The sequence below is a fragment of the Streptomyces sp. NBC_00209 genome, assembly GCF_045206345.1.
Classification (GTDB): domain Bacteria; phylum Actinomycetota; class Actinomycetes; order Streptomycetales; family Streptomycetaceae; genus Streptomyces.
This window is the reverse complement of the sequence record NZ_CP108121.1, coordinates 1,781,614-1,804,784: the sequence shown is the minus strand read 5'-3', so window position 1 is coordinate 1,804,784 and position 23,171 is coordinate 1,781,614. Positions and strand designations below refer to the sequence as shown.

Annotated in this window: 18 protein-coding genes; 14 read left to right on the top strand and 4 right to left on the bottom strand. The window is 72.9% G+C overall.

All coding sequences use genetic code 11. From position 1 onward, the window contains the following. Positions 1–39 precede the first annotated feature (39 nt). Positions 40–375 carry a DUF427 domain-containing protein gene (locus OG867_RS07795; RefSeq protein ID WP_406283839.1) on the bottom strand — a complete coding sequence of 112 codons (336 nt, stop codon included), beginning with the start codon at positions 373–375 and terminating at the stop codon, positions 40–42. A 77-nt stretch (positions 376–452) separates the two neighbouring features. Between OG867_RS07795 and OG867_RS07790 the strand changes: the two genes are divergently transcribed. From OG867_RS07790 to gatB, 9 genes are all read left to right on the top strand, one after another. Then, positions 453–992, top strand: coding sequence for a TIGR00730 family Rossman fold protein (locus tag OG867_RS07790; protein WP_328902521.1), 540 nt, complete (start codon positions 453–455; stop codon positions 990–992). 43 nt (positions 993–1,035) lie between these two features. After that, positions 1,036–1,725, top strand: a complete 690-nt coding sequence (locus OG867_RS07785) for an SDR family oxidoreductase (RefSeq protein ID WP_406283837.1) — start codon at positions 1,036–1,038, stop codon at positions 1,723–1,725. 44 nt (positions 1,726–1,769) lie between these two features. Further along, on the top strand, positions 1,770–2,795 hold the full coding sequence (locus tag OG867_RS07780; RefSeq protein ID WP_328902523.1) for a methionine synthase: 1,026 nt from the start codon (positions 1,770–1,772) through the stop codon (positions 2,793–2,795). A 31-nt stretch (positions 2,796–2,826) separates the two neighbouring features. Then, complete coding sequence (ligA, locus tag OG867_RS07775) at positions 2,827–5,043, top strand: NAD-dependent DNA ligase LigA (RefSeq protein WP_406283834.1); 2,217 nt, start codon at positions 2,827–2,829, stop codon at positions 5,041–5,043. Positions 5,044–5,273: 230 nt separating this feature from the next. Then, positions 5,274–7,445: a bifunctional diguanylate cyclase/phosphodiesterase gene (locus OG867_RS07770; RefSeq protein WP_328902525.1), complete on the top strand. Its 2,172-nt coding sequence runs from the start codon at positions 5,274–5,276 to the stop codon at positions 7,443–7,445. 111 nt (positions 7,446–7,556) lie between these two features. Next, positions 7,557–7,853: an Asp-tRNA(Asn)/Glu-tRNA(Gln) amidotransferase subunit GatC gene (gatC, locus tag OG867_RS07765; protein WP_018102521.1), complete on the top strand. Its 297-nt coding sequence runs from the start codon at positions 7,557–7,559 to the stop codon at positions 7,851–7,853. Positions 7,854–7,858: 5 nt separating this feature from the next. After that, positions 7,859–9,361 (top strand): Asp-tRNA(Asn)/Glu-tRNA(Gln) amidotransferase subunit GatA, encoded by a 1,503-nt coding sequence (gene gatA / locus OG867_RS07760; RefSeq protein WP_328902526.1) that lies wholly within the window; start codon positions 7,859–7,861, stop codon positions 9,359–9,361. After that, positions 9,358–9,600: a hypothetical protein gene (locus OG867_RS07755; protein WP_406283831.1), complete on the top strand. Its 243-nt coding sequence runs from the start codon at positions 9,358–9,360 to the stop codon at positions 9,598–9,600. The genes gatA and OG867_RS07755 overlap by 4 nt, the downstream gene beginning before the upstream one ends. A 15-nt stretch (positions 9,601–9,615) precedes the next feature. Continuing rightward, positions 9,616–11,124, top strand: a complete 1,509-nt coding sequence (gatB, locus tag OG867_RS07750; RefSeq protein ID WP_328902527.1) for an Asp-tRNA(Asn)/Glu-tRNA(Gln) amidotransferase subunit GatB — start codon at positions 9,616–9,618, stop codon at positions 11,122–11,124. A gap of 75 nt (positions 11,125–11,199) precedes the next feature. Here the strand turns inward: gatB and OG867_RS07745 are convergent, their stop codons facing one another. Further along, positions 11,200–12,987, bottom strand: a complete 1,788-nt coding sequence (locus OG867_RS07745) for a protein kinase domain-containing protein (protein WP_406283829.1) — start codon at positions 12,985–12,987, stop codon at positions 11,200–11,202. A gap of 283 nt (positions 12,988–13,270) precedes the next feature. Here OG867_RS07745 and OG867_RS07740 point away from each other — a divergent pair, with 283 nt between their 5' ends. The 4 genes from OG867_RS07740 (at position 13,271) to OG867_RS07725 (ending at position 19,748) form a co-directional block, all read left to right on the top strand. Next, complete coding sequence (locus tag OG867_RS07740; RefSeq protein ID WP_406283827.1) at positions 13,271–15,484, top strand: MMPL family transporter; 2,214 nt, start codon at positions 13,271–13,273, stop codon at positions 15,482–15,484. Positions 15,485–15,548: 64 nt separating this feature from the next. Then, positions 15,549–16,136 carry a hypothetical protein gene (locus OG867_RS07735; RefSeq protein WP_406283825.1) on the top strand — a complete coding sequence of 196 codons (588 nt, stop codon included), beginning with the start codon at positions 15,549–15,551 and terminating at the stop codon, positions 16,134–16,136. A gap of 215 nt (positions 16,137–16,351) precedes the next feature. After that, positions 16,352–16,543 carry a hypothetical protein gene (locus OG867_RS07730; RefSeq protein WP_328902532.1) on the top strand — a complete coding sequence of 64 codons (192 nt, stop codon included), beginning with the start codon at positions 16,352–16,354 and terminating at the stop codon, positions 16,541–16,543. A gap of 76 nt (positions 16,544–16,619) precedes the next feature. Continuing rightward, the gene (locus tag OG867_RS07725; RefSeq protein WP_406283823.1) at positions 16,620–19,748 is read left to right on the top strand and encodes an AAA family ATPase; all 3,129 of its coding nucleotides are present in this window, start codon (positions 16,620–16,622) and stop codon (positions 19,746–19,748) included. A 9-nt stretch (positions 19,749–19,757) separates the two neighbouring features. On the opposite strand, the gene OG867_RS07720 is transcribed toward OG867_RS07725, so the two are convergent. Both OG867_RS07720 and OG867_RS07715 read right to left on the bottom strand, forming a co-directional pair. Then, positions 19,758–20,939, bottom strand: a complete 1,182-nt coding sequence (locus OG867_RS07720) for a PQQ-dependent sugar dehydrogenase (RefSeq protein ID WP_328904470.1) — start codon at positions 20,937–20,939, stop codon at positions 19,758–19,760. Between the two features lie 156 nt (positions 20,940–21,095). After that, entirely contained in the window at positions 21,096–22,088 is a 993-nt protein-coding gene (locus OG867_RS07715; RefSeq protein WP_406283821.1) for an aldo/keto reductase, read from the bottom strand. A gap of 74 nt (positions 22,089–22,162) precedes the next feature. On the opposite strand from OG867_RS07715, the gene OG867_RS07710 reads away from it, so the two are divergent. Next, the gene (locus OG867_RS07710) at positions 22,163–23,125 is read left to right on the top strand and encodes a 2-hydroxyacid dehydrogenase (RefSeq protein WP_328902535.1); all 963 of its coding nucleotides are present in this window, start codon (positions 22,163–22,165) and stop codon (positions 23,123–23,125) included. Positions 23,126–23,171 lie beyond the last annotated feature (46 nt).

Genomic DNA, 23,171 nt, shown 5'->3' with positions numbered 1-23,171 from the left:
CGCCGCATCCCGGCGGCCGACCCGGCCGGGGCCGTCGTGTCAGTGCGCGATCAGCTCCGTGTCGTAGAAGCAGAAGTGGTCCCTGATCGCCTCGACCTCGGCTTTCGGCTCCTCGTACGCCCAGACCAGATCCGCCGCCCCGGGCAGCGACCAGTAGGCCGCCTCCCCCTTGAACGGGCAGTGGGTGCGGGTGTCCGACGGCGTCAGCAGCTCCGTGCGCACGTCCTCGGGCGGCAGGTAGTAACGGACCGGACAGCCGGTCTCGCGCAGGACGAGCGGGCGCCGGCTCTCGGCGAGCAGCAGCCCGTCGCGCACCACACGTACATGCTCGGTGCCGGGCTCGACGGTGATGTGGTGTCCTCGGTGGGAAGTCATGCTTCTCACAAGCGCCCAGGGCGCGGGATTCTTCCCCGGGCGCGGGCCCGCGAGGGGCGGGCCTTACCGTGGCAGCCATGAACATCTGCGTCTTCCTCTCCGCCGCCGACCTCCCCGACCGCTACACCGAGCCCGCCCGCGCCTTCGCCGAGCTGCTCGGGCGCGGCGGGCACACCCTCGTCTGGGGCGGCTCCGAGAGCGGCCTGATGAAGGTCGTCGCCGACGGCGTCCAGGACGCGGGCGGGAAGCTGGTCGGCGTCTCGGTGGACTTCCTGGCCGCCAAGGCGCGCACCCACGCCGACGAGATGGTCATCGCCCGCGACCTCGCCGAGCGCAAGGCGCTCCTGCTCGCGAAGTCCGACGCGATCGTCATCATGGTCGGCGGCACCGGGACGCTGGACGAGGCGACCGAGATCCTTGAGCTCAAGAAGCACGGCAAGCACACCAAGCCCGTCGTCCTGCTCAACACCGCCGGTTTCTACGACGGCCTGCGCGAGCAGTTCCAGCGCATGGAGGACGAGGGCTTCCTGCCGCTCCCGCTGACCGAGCTGGTCTTCTTCGCGGAGGACGGCGTCGGCGCCCTGGCCTACCTGGAGGAGTCGGCCGGCCTGCAGTGATGTGACGTACGGGGCCCGGGCCGCGGATGCGACGATGGGGGCCATGTCCACTCACCTCATCACCGGTGCCGGCTCCGGCATCGGCGCAGCGGTCGCCCGGCGTCTCACCGAACGCGGCGACGACCTCGTCCTGCTGGCCCGCGACGCGGGTCGCGCCAAGGAACTCGCCGCGCTCCACCCCGGCGCCCGCACCCTCGTCGGCGACCTGTCCAACCCCGACCGGCTCTCCTGGGCCCTCGCCCAGCAGAGCGTGCCGGAACGGCTCGACTCGCTGCTGCACATCGCGGGCGTGGTCGAGCTCGGCCCGGTCGGTGAGCTCACCCCCAAGGCGTGGCACTCCCAGCTCAACGCCAACCTCATCGCCCCCGCCGAGCTGACCCGGCTCACCCTGCCCCAGCTGCGCGTCGCCCAGGGCCACGTCCTCTTCGTCAACTCCGGCGCCGGGCTCTCCGCGAGCCCCGAGTGGAGCGCGTACGCCGCCAGCAAGCACGGCCTGAAGGCGCTCGCGGACTCGCTGCGCCACGAGGAGCACGGCAACGGCGTCCGCGTCACCACCGTCTACCCGGGCCGCACCGCGAGCCCCATGCAGGAGAAGGTCCACCGGCAGGAGGGCAAGGAGTACGACCCCGCCCGCTGGATCGCCCCCGAGTCCGTCGCGACCACCATCCTGATGGCGCTCGACCTGCCCCGCGATGCCGAGGTCAACGACCTCACCGTCCGTCCCGGCCGCTGATCCCAGGGCCTTACGGCCCCGCCCGCGGTCGTTACCCTTCTCGCGTGAGCGAGATCAGCGTGTTCAGCGACTGCCCGGCCACCGGGATCGGTTCGATGCCCGGAGGAGACGCCCGGGAGGCGGCGAAGACCGTCGCCGGCTCCTTCGGCGACGGCGAGGGCATGCCGTACCTGGCGGAACTTCCGGCCCGCGGGCCCGGGGCGGACATGATCGGGCGCACCCTCGGACTGCTCTCGGAGCTGTACGGGCACGTCGAGCCGAGCGGCTGGCGGATCAGCGACCGGCCCGGCCGCGACACCCGCCGCGCCCGGTCCTGGCTCGGCGAGGACCTGGACGCCCTGGAGGAGTTCACCCAGGGCTACGACGGCCCGCTCAAGGTCCAGGCCGTGGGGCCCTGGACCCTCGCCGCCGCCCTGGAACGCCGGGGCGGCGAGGCGTTCCTCGGCGACCCGGGCGCCTGCCGCGACCTCGCGGACTCGCTCGCCGAGGGTCTGCGCGGCCACCTCGCCGAGGTACGCCGCCGGGTGCCCGGGGCGCGGATCGCCCTCCAGCTGGACGAGCCCTCCCTCACCGCCGTGCTGCGCGGCCGGGTCAGGACCGCCAGCGGCTACCGCACCTACCGGGCGGTGGACCGCCAGGTCGTGGAGGCCACCCTGCGCGAGGTCCTCGCGGCGGCCGGGGAGACCGCCACGCTGGTGCACACCTGCGCCCCCGAGGTGCCGTTCGCGCTGCTGCGCCGGGCCGGGGCGGACGGCATCTCCTTCGACCTCTCCCTGCTCACCGAGCGTGAGGAGGAGGCGGTCGGGGAAGCGGTCGAGGGCGGCACCCGGATGTTCTTCGGGGTCGTACCGGGCACCGACCCGGCCTCGGGCCGATTGTCCGACCCGGGCGGTAGCGTCATGGGTGTCAGGACGCTGTGGCGCAGGCTGGGGCTGAATCCGGGGACTCTGACCGAGTCCGTGACGGTCACCCCCTCGTGCGGACTCGCGGGTGCGTCGCCCGGGTACGCACGGGCCGCGCTCGCCCACTGCGCCCGGGCCGCGAGATCGCTCGCAGACAACCCTGAGTAGCGGGGACGCTGGGTAACGGGAGGACGGGACGATGGCCGGCGAAGAGCAGACGGCGGTGCCAGCCGAGGAGCGGGAGCGGCACAAGCTCCTCGCGGAGCAGATCGAGGAGCACCGCTTCCGGTATTACGTGAACGACCAGCCGGTCGTCAGCGACGCCGAGTTCGACCGGCTGCTGCGCGAGCTGGAGGCCCTGGAGGAGTCCCACCCCCCGCTGCGCACCCCGGACTCGCCGACCCAGAAGGTCGCCGGGCCGTACCGCACGGAGTTCACGTCCGTCGAGCACCGCGAACCGATGCTGTCCCTGGACAACGCCTTCGACGACGAGGAACTGGCCGCCTGGGGCGAGCGCGTCGCCCGGGACGTCGGCGCGCCCGGCTACCACTACCTGTGCGAGCTGAAGATCGACGGCCTCGCCGTCAACCTCACGTACGAGCACGGTGTGCTGACCCGCGCCGCGACCCGGGGCGACGGCCGCGCCGGCGAGGACATCACGCCCAACGTCCGCACCATCGCGGACATCCCGCACCGGCTGACGGGCGACCGGGTGCCGCCGCTGGTCGAGGTGCGGGGCGAGGTCTTCTTCCCGATGGAGGGGTTCGAGGAGCTGAACGCCCGGCTGGTGGAGGCCGACGACAAGCCCTTCGCCAACCCCCGTAACGCGGCGGCCGGTTCGCTGCGCCAGAAGGACCCCAAGGTCACCGCGACGCGTCCGCTGCACATGGTGGTGCACGGCATCGGCGCCCGCGAGGGCTTCGACATCGACTGCCTCTCGCACGCCTACGAGCTGCTGCGCGAGTGGGGGCTGCCCACCGCCAAGTACAACAAGGTGGTCGACTCCCTCGAAGGCGTACGGGAGTTCATCGCGTACTTCGGCGAGCACCGGCACTCCGTGGAGCACGAGATCGACGGCGTCGTCGTGAAGCTGGACGAGATCCCGCTCCAGGGCCGCCTGGGCTCCACCTCCCGCGCCCCGCGCTGGGCCATCGCCTGGAAGTACGCGCCGGAGGAGGTCAACACCAAGCTGGTCAACATCCGCGTCGGCGTCGGCCGCACCGGCCGTGTCACCCCGTACGCCCAGGTCGAGCCGGTCGTGGTGGCCGGATCCGAGGTCGAGTTCGCCACCCTGCACAACCAGAACGTGGTCAAGGCGAAGGGCGTCCTGATCGGCGACACGGTGGTGCTCCGCAAGGCCGGGGACGTGATCCCGGAGATCCTCGGCCCGGTCGTGGACCTCCGCGACGGCACCGAGCGGGCGTTCGTCATGCCGGACCACTGCCCCGAGTGCGGCACGGAGCTGAAGCCCATGAAGGAGGCGGACGTCGACGTCCGCTGCCCCAACGCCCGTTCCTGCCCCGCCCAGCTGCGCGAGCGCGTCTCCTATCTCGCCGGCCGCAAGTGCCTCGACATCGACCACTTCGGTTACGTGGTCGCCGCCGCGCTGACCGCGCCGCTGGAGCCCGCCGAACCGCCGCTGCGCGACGAGGGCGACCTCTTCGGGCTGACCGTGGAGGAGCTGCTGCCCATCCGGGCCTACGTCCTCGACCCGGACAGCGGGCTGCCCAAGCGCGACCCGAAGACCGGTGAGGAGAAGATCGCCCAGGTCTTCGCCAACCAGCAGGGCGAGCCCAAGAAGAACGCCCTCGCGATGCTCGACGCCATCGCGGCGGCCAGGGAGGCCCCGCTGGCCCGCGTCCTCACCGGGCTCTCCATCCGCCACGTCGGCCCGGTCGCCGCCCGGGAGCTGGCCCGCCAGTTCCGGTCCATCGACCGTATCGAGGAGGCCACCGAACAGGAGCTGGCCGACGCCGACGGGGTCGGGCCGATCATCGCGGCCTCGGTCACACAGTGGTTCGCCGAGGACTGGCACCGCGAGATCCTGCGCAAGTGGCGCGAGGCCGGCGTCCGGATGGAGGACGAGGGGGCCGGCGAGGACGCGGGCCCCCGCCCCCTCGAAGGGCTCACCGTCGTCGTCACGGGCACCCTGACCGGGCACACCAGGGATGGCGCGAAAGAGGCCCTGCAGAGCCGGGGAGCGAAGGTCACCGGTTCCGTTTCCAAGAAGACCGCCTTCGTCGTCGTCGGCGACAACCCCGGATCCAAGTACGACAAAGCGGTCCAGCTGAAGGTCCCCGTGCTCGATGAGACCGGCTTCGCGGTCCTCCTCACCGAGGGCCCGGACGCGGCCCGCGAGGCGGCCGTCCCGGCCGGGGAGCCGGTTCCGGAGGAGGGCGCCGCCCCCGGAGAGTGAGCGCCTGCCGACGCATCGTCGGCGTCACCCGATCACCCCCTAGCAGATGCTGACGGATAGTCGGTTCCCATTCGGGCAAGACCCGCAGACCGCTGCCCGTAGCAGCCCTCCGCGGCCTACTGTGGTCAGACACGCCCTCGAACCTGGCCACCGGGCGGGGCCGGGGTGCGTCGTGGCATGGCACGCATTCATCGGGTGACATCGGCATCGCCGGCTGTGAGAGGGACGGAATGAAACCGACCGAGAGCGCCGCACCGGTGGCGCGGCTGCAAGGTTTCGTGGGACCCGCGCCCAGAGTGGGCGCCGTCGTGGTGGCCCTTGCCACGATCCAGCTCGCGACCGGCTTCTCCCGCGCCCTCAGCCAGGGGCGCGCCCTCTTCCCGGACGGCCGGGCCGGCTGGTCGCTGGCCGTCCTCACCGGCATCGTCGTCGGCCACCTCGTCGCGCTCGGCCGGGACCGCTGGTGGGGCGGCACCGGCTCCGGCGCCGCCCTCACCCTGGCCGTCCTCCTGCTGTACGGGTGGGTGCCGGCCGGACTGGTCAGCCTCGTCGTGGTCGTCCTCGTCGGCGTCGCCCGCAGACACCGCTGGTGGCAGGGGCTGCTGCACGGCGCCGTGGACATCCTCGGGGTCGGCGCGGCGGCCCTGGTGCTCGCCGCGTTCGGCGAGGTGCAGTCCGTCGAGACGCCGTGGCGGCCACTCGACTGGGGCATCGACGCCGTCCCTGAGGTCCTGCTCGCCGCCGCCACCTATCTGCTCGTCACCCGGGTCCTGCTGTGGTATTCACGGGTCCAGCCCGGCGGCGGCCTGCCCACCGTCGCCCGCACCGCGATGCTCCGCCAGGGTCTCGTCGCGGTGGCCCTGCTCGGCATCGCCCCGCTGATCTGCGTCGTCGCGATGGCCCGGCCGGTCCTGCTGCCGCTCTTCGCGGTGCCGCTGATCGCGCTCGACTCCACGCTGTGGATCGCCCGCGCCCGGGCCGAGGAGCAGCTGAAGGACCCGCTGACCGGGCTGCCCAACCGCCAGTGGCTGCTGGAGCGGACCTGGACCGCGCTGGAGGAGGCGGAGAGCGTCGGCAGCCGGGTCGCCCTGGTCCTCATCGACCTCGACCGCTTCCGGGCCGTCAACGACACCCTCGGCCACCTGGCCGGCGACCGGCTGCTGCTCCAGATCGCGGAACGGCTCCGGCTGGCCCTGCCGCGCGGCGCGGAGGCGGCCCGGCTCGGCGGCGACGAGTTCGCGGTCCTGCTGCCCACCGCCGACTCCACCACCAGCGCCCAGCGCGTCGCCCGCCACCTGGTCGCCGAGCTGTCGTCCCCGCTGGACCTGGACGGGCTGACCCTGGTCCTGGAGGCCAGCGCCGGCGTCGCCGTCTTCCCGGACCACGCGCTGGACGCGGAGGGGCTGCTGCGCCGCGCCGACGTGGCGATGTACCAGGCCAAGCGGGACCGCACCGGCGTGGAGGTGTACGAGTCCAAGCGCGACAGCAACACCCCGGACCGGCTCGGCCTCCTCGGCGACCTGCGCCGCGCGCTGGACGCGGGCGAGGTGGAGCTGCACTACCAGCCCAAGGTCCGCTTCGACGGCCAGGTCGCCGGCCTGGAGGCGCTGGTGCGCTGGGTGCACCCGGAGCGCGGAAGAGTGCCCCCGGACGAGTTCATCGCCATCGCGGAGTCCTCCGGGCTGATGCCGCACCTCACCGAGTACGTGCTGGAGACGGCGCTCGCCCAGGTCGCCCGCTGGCGGGCCCAGGGCCTCTTCGTCCCGGTCGCCGTCAACGTGTCGCCGCGCGATGTGCACACCCCCGGGTTCGCCGGTGGCGTCGCGGCCCGGCTCGCCCGGCACGGCGTCCCGGCGGGAGCGCTCCAGCTGGAGATAACGGAACACGTGCTCCTGGAGGACCCGCAGCGGGCGGCGGACACGCTCGCCGGGCTGACCGGGCACGGCGTGAAGATGTCCCTGGACGACTTCGGCACCGGGTACTCCTCGCTGGTCCATCTGCGCCGGCTGCCGGTCAGCGAGCTGAAGATCGACCGCTCCTTCGTGGCCCGGCTCGCCATCGACCACGAGGACGCGGAGATCGTCCGCTGCACCATCGACCTGGCCCACTCGCTCGGCCTGCTGGTCGTGGCCGAGGGCGTCGAGGACGACGAGACCTGGGAGCGGCTGCGGGACCTGCGGTGCGACGCGGTCCAGGGCTGGCTGGTGGCGGCCGCGATGCCGCCCCAGGAGACCACCGCCTGGCTGCGGGCCCGGGGCGAGCACGGCTGGCGCCGCCCGGCCGAGCTGGCCGCGGCGGCGGGGGCGGCCCCGGCGTCCGCCGCGACGCCCGCGGCCCCGGCGGCCGAGCTGGAACAGCGCCCCTCCGGCCGCACGGCGGGCCCGCGCCCGGCGACCACGTAGAAACCCTGTCCTCAGCCGTGCGGCCCACCCCATAGGATTGGGGGCCGGCGGCACTTTTCCACCTGCCGCCGGCCCCCGGCAAACCACACACCAACCCCTGAGGATCGCTGCATGCCTGGCATCACGCGCGAGGAGGTCGCCCACCTCGCCCGGCTGGCGCGTCTGGAGCTGAAGGGCGAAGAGCTCGATCACTTCGCCGGACAGCTCGACGACATCATCGGCGCGGTCGCCCGCGTCTCCGAGGTAGCCGACCAAGACGTACCGCCGACCTCCCACCCGCTGCCGCTGACGAACGTCATGCGGGCGGACGTCGTCCGTCCGTCTCTCACCCCCGAGCAGGCGCTCTCCGGCGCCCCGGCCCAGGAGCAGCAGCGTTTCAAGGTGCCGCAGATCCTGGGGGAGGACTGACAGCCATGACGGACATCAGCAGCATCATCAAGCTCACCGCGGCCGAGATCGCCGCGAAGATCGCCTCCGGCGAGCTCACCGCCGTCCAGGTCACCGAGGCCCACCTCGCCCGGATCGACGCCGTGGACGAGAAGGTGCACGCCTTCCTGCACGTCGACCGCGAGGGCGCGCTCGCCCAGGCCCGCGCCGTGGACGCCAAGAAGGCGGCCGGCGAGAAGCTGGGCCCGCTGGCCGGCGTCCCGCTCGCGCTCAAGGACATCTTCACCACGAAGGACATGCCGACCACCGTCGGCTCGAAGATCCTCGAAGGCTGGGTCCCGCCGTACGACGCGACCCTCACCCGGAAGCTGAAGGCCGCCGACGTCGTCATCCTCGGCAAGACCAACATGGACGAGTTCGCCATGGGGTCCTCCACCGAGAACAGCGCCTACGGCCCCACCGGCAACCCCTGGGACCTCACCCGCATCCCGGGCGGCTCCGGCGGCGGCTCCTCGGCCGCCCTCGCCTCCTTCGAGGCCCCGCTCGCCATCGGCACGGACACCGGCGGCTCCATCCGCCAGCCCGCCGCCGTCACCGGCACGGTCGGCGTCAAGCCCACCTACGGCGGGGTCTCCCGCTACGGCATGGTCGCCTTCTCGTCCTCCCTCGACCAGGGCGGCCCCTGCGCCCGCACGGTCCTGGACGCGGCCCTGCTGCACGAGGCGATCGCCGGGCACGACCCGATGGACTCGACGTCGATCGACGCGCCGGTGCCGCCGGTCGTGGAGGCCGCGCGCAACGGCTCCGTCCAGGGCATGCGCGTCGGCGTCGTCAAGCAGTTCTCCGGCGAGGGCTACCAGGCCGGGGTCGTCCAGCGCTTCAACGAGTCGGTCGAGCTGCTGAAGTCGCTCGGCGCCACGGTCGTGGAGCTGGACTGCCCGACGTTCGACCTGGCCCTTTCGGCGTACTACCTGATCGCGCCCTCCGAGTGCTCCTCGAACCTCGCCCGGTTCGACGCCATGCGCTACGGCCTGCGCGTCGGGGACGACGGCACGAAGTCCGCCGAGGACGTCACCGCGCTCACCCGCGAGGCCGGCTTCGGCGACGAGGTCAAGCGCCGCGTCATCCTCGGTACGTACGCGCTCAGCTCCGGCTACTACGACGCGTACTACGGCTCCGCGCAGAAGGTCCGTACGCTGATCACGCGCGAGTTCGAGCAGGCGTTCGAGCAGGTCGACGTGATCGTCTCGCCGACCACGCCCACCACCGCCTTCCCGATCGGCGAGCGCGCCGACGACCCGATGGCGATGTACCTGGCCGACCTGTGCACCATCCCGACCAACCTCGCCGGCAACGCCGCCATGTCGCTGCCCTGCGGCCTGGCCCCCGAGGACGGCCTGCCCGTCGGGCTCCAGATCATCGCCCCCGCGATGAAGGACGACCGGCTGTACAAGGTCGGAGCCGCCGTCGAGGCCGCTTTCGTGGAAAAGTGGGGACACCCGCTGATCGAGGAGGCCCCGTCGCTATGAGCGCCATGACCAAGAAGGCCAAGAACTTCAAGAAGTCGAAGACCGGGCTGTACGTGTCGATGGCGACCACCGCCTTCGGAGCGCTCAGCGTCGCCAAGCAGGCGAAGCTGGCCCGCTCGGACAACGACACGCTGCGCCTCATCGACGCCGCCGTGTCCGCCGCCGCCATCGCCAGCGGCCTCGCGATCCTCTATCGCGAACTGAAGCGTCTCGGCGACGACGACGTCCTGCTGGGCTGAGAGGGAAAGTTTTCCGTGACTGTCATCGACCTGGAGTCGTACGAGGACGCCCTCGCGACGTACGACCCCGTCATGGGCCTTGAGGTCCATGTGGAGCTCGGCACCAAGACGAAGATGTTCTGCGGCTGCTCGACCGAGCTGAAGCAGGACGCCAACTCGCAGACCTGCCCGGTCTGCCTCGGGCTGCCCGGCGCGCTGCCGGTCGTCAACGAGATCGGCGTGGAGTCCGCGATCAAGATCGGCCTCGCGCTGAACTGCGAGATCGCCGAGTGGTGCCGCTTCGCCCGGAAGAACTACTTCTATCCGGACATGCCGAAGAACTTCCAGACCTCCCAGTACGACGAGCCGATCGCCTTCGACGGCTATCTGGACGTCCAGCTGGAGGACGGCGAGATCTTCCGGGTGCAGATCGAACGCGCCCACATGGAGGAGGACACCGGCAAGTCGACGCACGTCGGCGGCGCCACCGGCCGTATCCACGGCGCGTCCCACTCCCTGCTCGACTACAACCGCGCGGGCATCCCGCTCATCGAGATCGTCACCAAGCCGATCGAGGGAGCGGGCGCCCGGGCCCCCGAGGTCGCCCGGGCGTACGTCGCCGAGCTGCGCGAGCTCATCAAGGCGCTCGGCGTCTCCGAGGCCCGCATGGAGATGGGCCAGATGCGCTGCGACGTGAACCTGTCGCTGCGCCCGCACGGCCGCGAGAAGTTCGGCACCCGCTCCGAGACGAAGAACGTGAACTCGCTGCGTTCCGTCGAGCGCGCCGCCCGCTTCGAGATCCAGCGCCACGCCGCGGTGCTGAACTCCGGCGGGACGATCGTGCAGGAGACCCGGCACTTCCACGAGGAGGACGGCTCCACCACGGCCGGCCGCATCAAGGACAACGCCGAGGACTACCGCTACTTCCCCGAGCCCGACCTCGTGCCGGTCGCCCCGGCCCGGGAGTGGGTCGAGGAGCTGCGCAAGGACCTCCCCGAGCTGCCGCGGCTACGCCGCGCCCGGCTCAAGGAGGAGTGGGGCGTCTCCGAGCACGACATGCAGTCCATCCTCAACGCGGGCGCGGTCGACCTGATCGTCGCCACGACCGAGGCGGGCGCCCCGTCGGACCAGGCCCGCAAGTGGTGGATGGGCGAGCTGGCCCGTAACGCCAACGAGACCGGCCGCGGGCTGGACGAGCTGCCCGTCACCCCGGCGCAGGTCGCCCGGGTCGCCGAGCTCGTCGCCGCGGGCGACCTCAACGACAAGCTCGCCCGCCAGGTCCTGGAGGGCGTGCTCGCCGGCGAGGGCGACCCGGACACCGTGGTCGACAAGCGCGGCCTGAAGGTCGTCTCCGACGAGGGCGCGCTGTCCACCGCCGTGGACGAGGCCATCGCGGGCAACGCGGCCATCGCGGACAAGATCCGCGGCGGCAAGGTCGCGGCGGCCGGCGCGCTGGTCGGCGCGGTCATGAAGGCCACCCGGGGCCAGGCGGACGCGGCCCGCGTCCGCGAGCTGATCCTGGAGAAGCTGGGCGTCGAGGGCTGACGCGTTTCCGCAGCACACAGCGGTGCACCCGTCCTTCGGGTGCACCGCTGTCGTGTTTCCCAGCGCTTCAGCTTCTCAGCGCTTCAGCATGGGGGAGCCCAGGACCATCACGGCGCCGGAGCAGTTCTCGTCGATGCTGATGCGCAGCCGCAGGGCGTTCTCCACCTTCAGCGGCAGTTTCTGCGGCTCGCCCAGCTCCACCGTGCCCACCCACAGGGTCTTGTCGTCCACCTTGATGGTCAGGCGCCCCGACTCGTAGTTGGAGTCGTCATCGATCCCGACGGTGACGTCGAAGGTCTTCCACTCCCGGTTGAGGTCGAACTCCATGTACGGCCCCGTGTTGCACTCCGGCGTGGCCACGTAGGCGTCGTCGTACACCTGTGTGTCGACCTTCGCCGAGCCCACCACGAAGAGCTGGGGGTCGGCAACGGCGTTCATCGTGGTCAGCGAGACCTCCGACGCGTCGTCCACCTTGCCCGGGTCCGTCGCCTCCGGGGACCCGGTGTCGACGGCGCCCTCGTCCATGCCAGGCTCCCCGGCCACGGGGGTCTCGGCTCCGGGCGTCTCCTCCTCCGTCGCGGGCGGGGTCTTCGGGGCGGACGACCTCGGGGAGGCGGCGCCCCCGGCCTTCGTCCTGTCGCCGTCGTCCTTCAGGGCCTGGAGGCCCCACGCGCCCAGCGCGGCGAGCACCACCACGGCGACCACGGGAAGCGCGATCCGCAGCAGCCGGCGCCGCTTCTTCGGCGGCGCGACCGGAGCAGGAACCGGGGCCGGGAACGGCCCGGCGGTGTACCCGGCCGTCGACGGGCCCGGATTGACCGTGCTGGGCAGCGGCACCCCGGGGTCGTGGGACGCGGTGATCGGCGGCGGGAAGCCGGGCGGGTCCACCGGCGGCGGCATCAGCGGGAGCGGCGGTACGGACGCCGGCGGGGCGTCCCGTACGGACTCCGCCGACGAGGTGCCGGTGACCGTGGTCGATCCCACCGCCGAGCGCAGGTCCTTCATCCAGCCGGACAGGCCCTCCGGCCGCTGCTCCGGTTCGGCCGCGCAGACGGCGAGGATGCGCTCCCGGCGCTCCGGGGCGGCCGCGGCCACCTGCGGCAGGGCGCTGAGCGCGGCGCGCAGCTGCTCGGGCGTGCCGGGCGGGGCCTGGCCGCTGATCAGGAAGTAGGCGATCGCGCCGAACGCGTACCGGTCGGTGCCCGGGGTCCGCTTGCCCTCGAAGACCTCGGGGGCGGCGTAGCCGGGGGTGAACCAGACCTCGGCCGTCTGGTGGTCGGCGGTGAGCTTGCTCAGCCCGAAGTCCACCAGCGTGGCCTGGCCGTGTCCGTCGACCATGATGTTGCCGGGGGAGAGGTCGCCGTGGACGACCGTGCGGCCGGACGGGGTGGCCCGGCCGCTGTGCAGCCAGTCCAGCACGTCCGCGATCTGCTCCAGGGTCCGCAGCACCTCGCGCCGCTCGGCGTGGGTGGTGAGGGTCCGCTCGGCGCGCCAGTCCCGCAGGTCGAGCCCGTCCACGTGGTTCATGACCAGGACCAGGGCGCGCCCGGCGGCCGTCGAGGCGTTCCCGGCGCCGTGGATCGGGGGCCCCTCGAAGTGCTCGCGGACGCCGACGACCCCTGGCCGGCTCACGAAGCGCAGTAACTCGGCCTGTTCCCGCCACTTCGTGCTGAGGCGCTGGAACTGCTCGATGGTGATCGTGGTCCTGGAGTCGAGTACCTTCACGACCACGGTCTCGGGCGCGCCTTCGAGCTCGATCTCCGCCCGGTAGAGGACGGCCTCGCCGCCCCTGCCGATGGAATTGAGCAGGCGGTACCGGTCGGGTGTCGAATCCGGCCCGATGTGATGTGCGGCGCTGGTCAAGGATCCCCCCTGGGACGGTAGTTGACGATTCATAAGGTAACCGCGCCGATACGGTGAGCGGTGTCCTGAGCGCGTAACGGTGTGGGTGCGGTCCCGGCGGGGGTCCGGCGTACGGCGGCACCGATGTCGCCCATAAGGGGATGTGACCGCTGTGACCCTCCCCACGAAACGGGCAAATGATCTCGAATGGCTGCGAGAGTGGCCGTTCTCAGGTCATGCGTTCTCCCGCGGGCGGCTTCCGCCGGCCCCGGGGGGACCACGAACCCGCAGGGAGCACGTCCCCTTGGCTGCCATCGCTCGCTGGTGCGTCACGCACCGCCTCATCGCCGTCCTGATCTGGCTGCTCGCTCTCGGGGGCACGGCCGCCGTCGCGGGGTTCGCGGGGTCCTCGTACACCAACGACTACGAGGCACCGGGCACCGAGTCCGGGCGGGCCGCGGAGCTGCTGAAGAGCGGGTTCACCGATCTCGGCGGGGACACCGACACCATCGTCTGGCACACCGAGGACTCCACGGTCCGGGCCACCGACGTCGAGCAGAAGATGACCCGCACCCTGCACGCCGTGGAGCGGCTGCCCGGGGTCGGGGCGGTCGACAGCCCGTACACGGAGACCGGGGCCGCGCAGATCAGCACCGACGGGCACACCGCGTACGCCACCGTCACCTTCGACCAGCGCGCCGACGACGTGCCCGTGGCGCAGGCGCACGCGGTCGTGGACACCGCGAAGGCGGCCGGGAGCCCGCATCTGCGCGTGGAACTCGGCGGCCAGGCGGTCGGGCTCACCGAGGCGCCCGCCGCGCATCTCAGCGAGGTCATCGGGGTCGCCGTCGCGGCCGTCGTGCTCTTCCTCGCCTTCGGCTCCCTCGCCGCGAGCCTGCTGCCCATCGCCACGGCCCTCGTCTCGGTCGGCACGGCGTACGCGGGCATCGTGCTCCTCGGACACCTGATGACCGTCGCCGACTTCGCGCCCATGCTCGGCATGCTGATAGGGCTCGGCGTGGGCATCGACTACGCCCTGTTCATCGTCACCCGGCACCGCAGAGGGCTGCGGCGCGGCATGACCGTGCCGGAGGCCGCGCAGCACGCGGTGGCGACGACCGGGCGGGCCGTGGTCTTCGCCGGGGCCACCGTCTGCATCGCGCTCCTCGGCATGCTGATCCTCCGGCTGAGCTTCCTCAACGGCGTGGCCATCGCCGCCTCGCTCACCGTCGTCCTGACCGTGGCCGCGTCGGTGACCCTGCTGCCGGCCCTCCTCTCCCTCATCGGACTGCGGGCGCTCAGCCGGCGCGAACGGGCCCGGCTGGCCGCGCACGGGCCGCAGCCCGAGCCGCCCACCGGTTTCGCCGCCCGCTGGTCCGCCTTCGTGGAGCGGCACCCCAAGCTCCTGGGCGCCGTGGCCGCCGCGGTGATGCTGGTCCTCGCGCTGCCCACCTTCTCGCTCCACCTCGGCAGCTCCGACCAGGGCAACAACGCGGAGTCCGCCACCACCCGGCAGGCGTACGACCTGCTCGCCGATGGCTTCGGCCCCGGTGTCAACGGACCGCTCACCGTCGCCGCGCACCTCGACGGCGCCGACGACCGGCTCGCGATGGACGCCCTGCCCGCCACCCTGCGCACGGTCGACGGGGTGGCGTGGGCCTACCCGGTGACGTACAACGCCGCAGGTGACGCCGCGTACGTCACCGTCGTCCCCGACTCCTCCCCGCAGTCCCGCGCGACCAGCGACCTCGTGGAGCGGCTGCGCGCGGACGTGCTGCCGAAGGCGGCCGACAACACCTCGCTGGAGACCCATGTCGGCGGGGTCACGGCCAGCTACGACGACTTCGCGCAGATCATCATCGGCAAGCTGCCGCTGTTCATCGGCGTCGTCATAGGACTCGGCTGCCTGCTCCTGCTGCTGGCGTTCCGGTCCGTCGGCATCCCGCTGAAGGCGGCGGCGATGAACGTCGCGGCGGTCGCCTCGTCGTTCGGCGTCGTCGTCGCGATCTTCCAGTGGGGCTGGGGCAGCGAACTGCTGGGCCTCGGCAGCCCGGGCCCCATCGAACCCTTCCTGCCGGTGATCATGGTCTCGGTGCTCTTCGGCCTCTCCATGGACTACCAGGTCTTCCTGGTCGGCCGGATGTACGAGGAGTGGCTGGAGACCCGCGACAACCGGCGCGCGGTCCGGGTGGGCCTCGCCGAGACCAGCCGGGTGATCAACTCGGCCGCTGTGATCATGATCTCGGTGTTCCTCGCCTTCGTCCTCAGCGGCGACCGCGTCATCGCGATGTTCGGCATCGCCCTCGCGGCGGCCGTGGCCCTGGACGCCTTCGTCCTGCGCACCCTGCTCGTCCCGGCCCTCATGCACCTGCTGGGCGGCGCCAACTGGTGGCTCCCCGGCTGGCTGGAGCGCCGCCTGCCCCGCCTCAGCATCGAACCGCCGGACCGCCCGGTGGCGCGGGCGCCGGTGCCGGGTGTGCGGACGTACGAGGACGAGCCGGCCGAGCGCGTCCACTGACCGCCCGCCGGGGCGACGGAGGGCGTTAAGGGGCCTCTCATCTGCGGCACCTAGCGTGCGCCGCATGAACCCCACCACGCCCGAAGCCGTCGCCGACGGCGAGAAGACGACCGACGAGACGACCGACCGCGCTGCCGCGGAGAATCCGGAACCGCAGGACCAGGACGAGACGGGCCCGGGGGCCGAGCCGGAAGCCGCCGAGGAGGCCGACGACGCCGACGCCACCGACGACGCCGATGAGGAGACCTCCGGGCGGCTCGCCGCCGCCTCCGCGGCCGTCGTCTCCGCCGGACTCGGCGTCGTCGGCCTCACCGGCGCCTGGAGCGGCCGGGTCGCCGCCGAGCGCGAGACCCTGATCGGGCAGATCAAGACCTCGTCCGGCGGCTCGGCGGCCCAGCAGATCAACGAGATCTACGGCGACGCCTGGCACTCCACCGCCCTGGTCAACGGCCTCTTCGGCCTCCTCGCCCTGCTGGTCGGCGCCTACGTCCTGGTCCGGCCCGCGTTCGGCGCCCCGGCCCGGCAGCCGCAGGCCGGCTGGGTCCGCGCGGTCGCCCGGGGCGGCATCGCCCTCGGAACCCTCGGCGTACTGATCTCCATAGCCATGTACTTCGACCTCATCGTCGCCCTGCCCACCGCGGCGGCCGGATAGGACGGTTCGCGGCCCCCGGACCCCTCGCCTAAGGCATGTCCGGGTGGTTTCAAGGGTCCTGGGCGGTGGTACGGCACCGGACCTAAGGCGCCCGTACGCCACAGATGCGGAACACGCCCGATGTGGCGCACCCCCCTGGGGGACGAGAGTGGTGGCACGGCAGAGGAACTGCCGCCACCGAGGCCCGCAAGGGCCCTCACCCAGGGGGACATCCCATGTTCGAGTACGAACTCCACAAGGTCATGCACGCCGAACTCCTGCGCCGCGCCGACCTCCAGCGCCTCGCCGGCGAAGCGACCCGGGCCCGCCGCGTCACGCGCCGCGCCGCCCGCCGGACCGCACGCCAGGAGGCGGAGGGGCCGGTGAGTACCAGCGGCGTACGGGACCGGTTCACGCACGCCGCGTAAGGCGGCGGAAGTGGACCGGGGCCGGGGGCCGTTCGGCCCACGGCTCATTCCGTCCGCACTGTCGGACCCGTGTGCGATGCTCGCCCACGTGGAGACCAGGTCAGTCAGCCCCGTGTTCGTCGGCCGCACCGGCGAACTCAACTCGCTCACCGGCGCGCTCACCCGCGCCACCAAGGAACCCTCCGGCACCGCCGGAGGGTTCTTCGGCGCGCCCCAGGCCCTGCTCATCGGCGGCGAGGCCGGCGTCGGCAAGACCCGCCTCGTGGAGGAGTTCCTCGCCGTCGCCGCCCGCCGCGACACCGTCGTCGCCGTCGGCGGCTGCGTCGAGATCGGCGCCGACGGCCTGCCGTACGCCCCCTTCTCCACCGCCCTGCGCGCCCTGCGCCGCGCCCTGCCCGACGAGATGGCCGCCGCCTGCGCCGGCCAGGAGGGCGAACTGGCCCGGCTGCTCCCCGAGCTCGGCGAGACCGGCCGCGACGGCAACGACGAGCTCGGCACCGCCCGCCTCTTCGAACTGACCGTCCGGCTCCTGGAACGCCTCTCGGCCGACCGGGCCGTCGTCCTCGTGCTGGAGGACCTGCACTGGGCGGACTCCTCGACCCGCCACCTCCTCGCCTACCTCTTCCGCACCCTGCGCAGCGGCCGCCTCGTCGTCGTCGGCACCTACCGCGCCGACGACATCCACCGCCGCCACCCCCTGCGCCCCCTCCTCGCGGAGATCGACCGGCTGCGCACCGTCCGCCGGATCGAACTCTCCCGGTTCACCCGCTCCGAGGTCCGCCGCCAGCTCGCCGGCATCCTCGCGGACACCCCCGACCCCGCCCTGGTGGACGAGATATTCGAGCGCTCCGACGGCAACGCCTTCTTCGTGGAGGAGCTGGCCTGCATCCTGGAGTGCGGCGACGGTGACGGCGACGGCCTGCCCGAATCGCTCCGCGACCTCCTCCTCGTCCGCGTAGAGACCCTGTCCGCCGACGCCCAGAGGGTCGCCCGGATCGTCGCCGAGGGCGGCTCCGCCGTCGAGTACGAACTGCTCGCCGCCGTCGCCGGACTCAGCGAGGACGACCTCATCGCGGCGCTGCGCACCGCCGTCGGCGCCAACCTGCTCCTGACCACCCCGGAGGGCGACGGCTACCGCTTCCGCCACTCCCTGGTCCGCGAGGCCGTCAGCGACGACCTGCTCCCCGGCGAACGCTCCCGCCTCAACCGCCGGTACGCGGAGGCGCTGGAGGCCGACCCCGCCCTCGTCCGCGACGACGAGCGCGCGACCCGCCTGGCCAGCTACTGGTACGGCGCGCACGACGCCGCCAAGGCGCTGCCCGCCGTACTGAAGGCATCGGTCCGGGCCCGCCGCCGCAACGCCTACGCCGAACAGCTGCGCCTCCTGGAACGCGCCCTCGAACTGTGGGACGACGCCCCCGAGGACGTCCGCCGCACCCTGCGCCCCATCGACTACGCCGAGGTCTACCCGACCTGCGGGCGGGACGCCTCGACCCCGCTGACCTACCTCGACCTGATGGCCGAGGCCACGGTCGCCGCCCGCCTCGGCGGGGAGCGCGAACGGGCCTTCGCCATCTGCAAGAAGGCCCTGCGCATCCTGGAGGGCGAGGACGACGCGCTGCGCGCCGCCTGGTTCTGGGTCCAGCGCTCCCGCCTCGTCCAGGACCTCACGCGCGGCGACGGCTGGGAGGAGCTGGCCACCGCCGAGCGGCTGGTCCGGGGCCTGCCCCCCTCGAAGGTGCACGCGTTCGTCCTGATGCTGGTGGCCGGCTGGGGCGCCCTGCACCGCCCCGGCGCCGAGACCCTGGCCGCCGCCGAACGGGCCGTGGAGTACGCCCAGCTCGTCGGCGACGAGTACATCGAGCTGCACGCCCGCCTCACCCGGGGCTGGCTCAACGCGGACGCGGGCGCCGTGGACGAGGGCATCGCCGAGATGTACGCCGTGCGCGACCGGGCCGACGAGCTGGGCCTCATCGACATCATGGGCCGGGCCAGCATCAACCTGCCCTCCACACTGGAGGCCATGGGCCGCTCCCTGGAAGCGGTGGCCGCCGCCGACCACGGCATCCGCATCTGCCACGAGCACGGCGTCGCGGACATGGAGGCGTGGGTCCGTACCAACCAGGCGATGTCCCTGTTCTCGCTGGGCCGCTGGGACGAGGCCAAGGCCACCACGGAGGCCGCCGCCCGCAAGTCGCTGTCCCGCAAGTCCCAGGGCCTGGTCGCCTCCCGCCGCACCGAACTCGCCCTCGTCCGGGGCGACGTCGCCGAGGCCGAACGGCAACTGGCGCTGACCCGGCGCTGCTTCGGCTCCAGCGACCCCCAGCCCCAGCACTTCATCAACCCCGTGCGCCACGCCGTACAGATCGCCGTGACGCAGGGCCGGCTGCCCGAGGCGCGCGCCGCCTTCCAGGCGCAGGCCGAGGAGGGCTTCCCCACCGGAACCCAGCGCTACGCCTTCCCCATGCTGCACGCCGTCGCGGCGGCCGAGGCCGACGCCCGGGGCCTGCCCGCCACCGAACCGGGCCGCCCCGCCGTCCTCGGCCTGGTCCGGAGCCACCTCAAGCGGCTGCCGGTCCTCGTCCCGGTCTGGTCCGCCTACGCCCTCCTGGTCGAGGCGGAGCTGGCCAGGGCCGAGGGCGTCGACACCCCGGACCACTGGGAGGGCGCCGCCCGGGCGTTCACCCCGCTGCACCGCCCGTACGAGCTGGCGCAGATCCACCACCGCTGGGCGGAGGCCCTGCTCGTCGCCTCCGGTGACCGGGCCGCCGCCACCGGCCTGCTGCGCGACGCGCACGCCACCGCCGTCCGGCTCGGGGCCCGCCCGCTCACCGAGACCGTCGAGCTGCTGGCCGGCCGCGCCCGCATCGCCCTGGCCGGTGCGGGCGGCGAGGCCGAGGAGATCCCGGCCGCGGTCGTCGTCCCGGACGAGCCCGGTCCCGCCCGCGACCCCTCCGAGGAGCAGCTGCGGGCCGCCGCGGCCGCGGTGGAGTCCTTCGGGCTGACCCCGCGCGAGCGGGACGTCCACCGGCTGGTCGCGGCCGGCCTCACCAACCGCCGGATCGCCGAGGAGCTGTACATCTCGCCGAAGACCGCGAGCGTCCACGTCTCCAACATCCTGGCCAAGCTGGGCGTGGCCGGCCGGGGCGAGGCCGCGGCCCTGGCCCACCGGCTGCGGCTGTATCCGGTGCCGGAGCAGCGCTGAGACGGGGGCTTACCGGACCCGCACCAGCAGGATCCTGTCGTCGCCCGCCTTCGGCGTGCCCCGGCTGTCCGTCTCGCTCGTGACCAGCCACAGCTTGTCGCCGCCCGCCGCGAGCACCGTGCGCAGCCGGCCGTATTCGCCCTCCAGGAACGCCTGCGGGTCCGCCAGGGGCTCCTTCGCGGCCCCGTCCTCGCGGGAGAGCGGGATGCGCCACAGCCGTTCGCCCCGCAGCCCGGCCATCCAGATGGAGCCCTTGACGTACGCGATGCCGCTCGGCGACGCCTCGGAGGTCTTCCACTGGGCGACCGGGTCCCGGAAGCCCTCCTTGTGCGCGGTGCCCTCGACGTCCGGCCAGCCGTAGTTGCCGCCCGGCTCGATCAGGTTCAGCTCGTCCCAGGTGTCCTGGCCGAACTCGGACGCCCACAGCCGCTTCTCCGCGTCCCAGGCGAGGCCCTGGACGTTGCGGTGCCCGTACGAATACACCACGGAGTCGCCCTCCGGGTTGCCGTGCAGCGGCTCGCCGTCGGGCGTCATCCGCAGGATCTTGCCCGCCAGGGACTTCTTGTCCTGGGCGCGGCCGTCGTCGCCCGTCTCGCCGGTGCCCGCGTACAGCGCGCGGTCGGGCCCGAAGGCGATCCGGCCGCCGTTGTGGATCTGGCCCTTGGGGATGCCGCGCAGGATGGTGTCCGGGGCGCCGAGCAGCTGGCCGGGCGAGCCGTTCTCGTCGTAGATCATGCGGGCGATGCGGTTGTCCGACGCGGTGGTGAAGTACGCGTACACCTGGTGGTCCGTGCCGAAGTCGGGCGATACGGCGAGGCCGAGCAGCCCGCCCTCACCGGCCGGGGCGACCCCGGGGACCGTGCCCAGGAGCTTCTTCTTGCCGGTCTTCGCGTCGATCCGGGTGATCGTGCCCTTGTCCCGGGAGCCCACCAGGAGGTCGCCGCCGGGGAGCGCGGCCAGCCCCCACGGGGAGTTCAGCTTCTCGGTGAGCGTCGAGACCACCTTCGCGGAGCCCTTGGCCGGGGGCTGGTCGGCCGGGGGGAGCGAGACCGACGGCGACGGTGAAGGGGACCCGGTGGCCGACGCGGAGGGGGAGTGGGCCGGTGAACTCGCGCCCGCCGGGCTCCCCGCGCCTCCCTCGGAGCTGCACCCGGCGGCCATCAGCAGGGCGCCGGCCGCCAGCACGGCCACCGCGCCCCGCCGCGCCCCCGGACCGCCCCGGCCCTGCCCCGTAAGCCTCTCGGGCCCCTGCACTGATCCCACCACCACACCTGTCCCTTCAACGGCCGCCTGTCCCCTGTTCTTACACCGATGCCGCCCGGGCCGGGGCGCTTTCCGGACCGGTTTCTAGTCCCAGGACTCGCGCGGCGCCGGCAGCCGGTCGATCTCCGCCAGGTCGCGCTCCGTCAGGGTCAATCCGGCCGCGCCCGCGTTCTCCACCGCCCAGTCCGCCCGCTTGGTGCCGGGCACCGGCACCACCTGGGGGCCCTGGTGCAGCACCCAGGCCAGGGCCACCTGCGCGGGCGTCGCCCCGTGCCGCTCGGCGACCCGGCGCAGCCCCACCACCAACGGCTGGTTCGCCGCCATCATCTCCGCCGTGAACCGGGGATGCCGGGCCCGCAGGTCCTCCGGCTCGAACCCCTGGCCCGGCGTCAGCGTCCCGGTGAGGAAGCCGTTGCCCAGCGGCATCGCGGCCAGGAAGCCGACGCCCCGGTCCGCGCACCACGGCAGCAGCGACTCCAGCGCCTGCGGCGACCACACCGAGAGCTCCGCCTGCACCGCGCTGACCGGGAAGACCTGCTGCACCCGCTCCAGCTGCCGGATCGTTCCGTCATGCATCCGGGCACCCCGCCGCCGCGACGCCCGAGCACCGACCGCGCACAGCCCCAGCGCCCGCACCTTGCCCGCGCCCACCAACTCCGCCATCGCGCCCCAGGTCTCCTCGACGGGCACCTCGGGGTCGGCGCGGTGGAGCTGGTAGAGGTCGATCACATCGGTCTGGAGCCGCCGCAGCGAGGCGTCGCAGGCCCTCCGCACGTAACCCGGCCTGCCGTTGGCCACGATGTGCTGATCACCCACCAGAAGCCCGCACTTGGTGGACACGAACGCCTCCGAGCGCCGTCCCTTGAGGGCCCGCCCCACCAGCAGCTCATTGGTGAAGGGGCCGTACATGTCGGCGGTGTCGAGCAGATCGACGCCCACGTCGAGTGCCGCGTGCACCGCCCGCAGCGCACGGTCGCCCCGCTGCTGCGAGGCGCTGTACGCCCAGCTCATCGGCATGCAGCCGAGACCGACCGCACCCACGGCGAGCGCCGCCGCACCCAGACTCCTGCGCTCCAACTCCCCGAACCTTCCTTCGCACCCACAACAACCTAACCTCTGCATCCCGGAGGGCTTCGCATAGCCTCCTGGCCATGACTTCCACCACGCATTCCGCCCCCGCCCCCGAGGTCTGGCTGCCCCTCCCGGCCGACGGGATCGACGGGCTTCCCGAGGGCCTGACGTACCACTTCTGGGACGGCGGGAAGGACTACCCGGCCGACCCCGCCGACTGCGCCTACTACGTCGTCCCCTACATGAAGGGCATGGAGGTCGCGGTCCGGCCGCTCGGTGCGATGAGCCGCGTCCAGGTCGTGCAGACGCTGTCGGCGGGCACCGACCACGTCGAGCCGGGCCTCGCCGGGCTGCACGCGGGCGTCAGCGTCTGCAATGCCAAGGGCGTTCACGAGGCGTCCACCGCCGAGCTGACCCTCGCGCTGATCCTGGCCTCGCTGCGCGGGTTCCCCGGCTTCGTGCACGGCCAGGACAACGAGGAGTGGCGGTCCGGCTTCTACCCCGCGCTCGCCGACAAGTCCGTGCTGATCGTGGGGTACGGATCGATCGGCTCGGCCATCGAGGACCGGCTCGCGCCATTCGAGTGCGCGCGGGTCGCACGCGTCGCGCGCTCCGCACGGACAACCGCACGCGGCCCCGTACACACACTCGACGACCTCCCCACCCTGCTGCCCGAGGCCGATGTGGTCATCCTCTCCACCCCGTTGAACCCCTCCACGCAGGGGCTGGCGGGCGCGGACTTCCTCGCCGCGATGCGCGACGGGGCCCTCCTGGTGAACGTCGCGCGGGGCGGCGTGGTCGACACCAAGGCCCTGCTGTCCGAACTCGAGTCCGGCAGGCTGCGCGCCGCCCTCGACGTCACCGACCCGGAACCGCTGCCTTCCGGCCATCCCCTCTGGCATGCTCCGAACGTCCTCATCACCCCGCACGTCGGCGGCAGCACCTCCGCGTTCCTGCCGCGCGCCAAGCGGCTGATCGCCGGACAGCTCACCCGCTTCGCCGCGGGGCAGCCGCTGGACAACGTCGTACGCACCACCGGCTGACCACGTAACGAGCACGTCCGGCTCCCCTCCGTGGCCACAACACCGC

Coding starts and splice junctions, on each gene's coding strand:
- OG867_RS07795 (WP_406283839.1), bottom strand. CDS start 375: ATGACTTCCCACCGAGGACACCACATCACCGTCGAGCCCGGCACCGAG.
- OG867_RS07790 (WP_328902521.1), top strand. CDS start 453: ATGAACATCTGCGTCTTCCTCTCCGCCGCCGACCTCCCCGACCGCTAC.
- OG867_RS07785 (WP_406283837.1), top strand. CDS start 1,036: ATGTCCACTCACCTCATCACCGGTGCCGGCTCCGGCATCGGCGCAGCG.
- ligA (WP_406283834.1), top strand. CDS start 2,827: ATGGCCGGCGAAGAGCAGACGGCGGTGCCAGCCGAGGAGCGGGAGCGG.
- OG867_RS07770 (WP_328902525.1), top strand. CDS start 5,274: ATGAAACCGACCGAGAGCGCCGCACCGGTGGCGCGGCTGCAAGGTTTC.
- gatC (WP_018102521.1), top strand. CDS start 7,557: ATGCCTGGCATCACGCGCGAGGAGGTCGCCCACCTCGCCCGGCTGGCG.
- gatA (WP_328902526.1), top strand. CDS start 7,859: ATGACGGACATCAGCAGCATCATCAAGCTCACCGCGGCCGAGATCGCC.
- OG867_RS07755 (WP_406283831.1), top strand. CDS start 9,358: ATGAGCGCCATGACCAAGAAGGCCAAGAACTTCAAGAAGTCGAAGACC.
- OG867_RS07735 (WP_406283825.1), top strand. CDS start 15,549: ATGAACCCCACCACGCCCGAAGCCGTCGCCGACGGCGAGAAGACGACC.
- OG867_RS07730 (WP_328902532.1), top strand. CDS start 16,352: ATGTTCGAGTACGAACTCCACAAGGTCATGCACGCCGAACTCCTGCGC.
- OG867_RS07725 (WP_406283823.1), top strand. CDS start 16,620: ATGCTCGCCCACGTGGAGACCAGGTCAGTCAGCCCCGTGTTCGTCGGC.
- OG867_RS07710 (WP_328902535.1), top strand. CDS start 22,163: ATGACTTCCACCACGCATTCCGCCCCCGCCCCCGAGGTCTGGCTGCCC.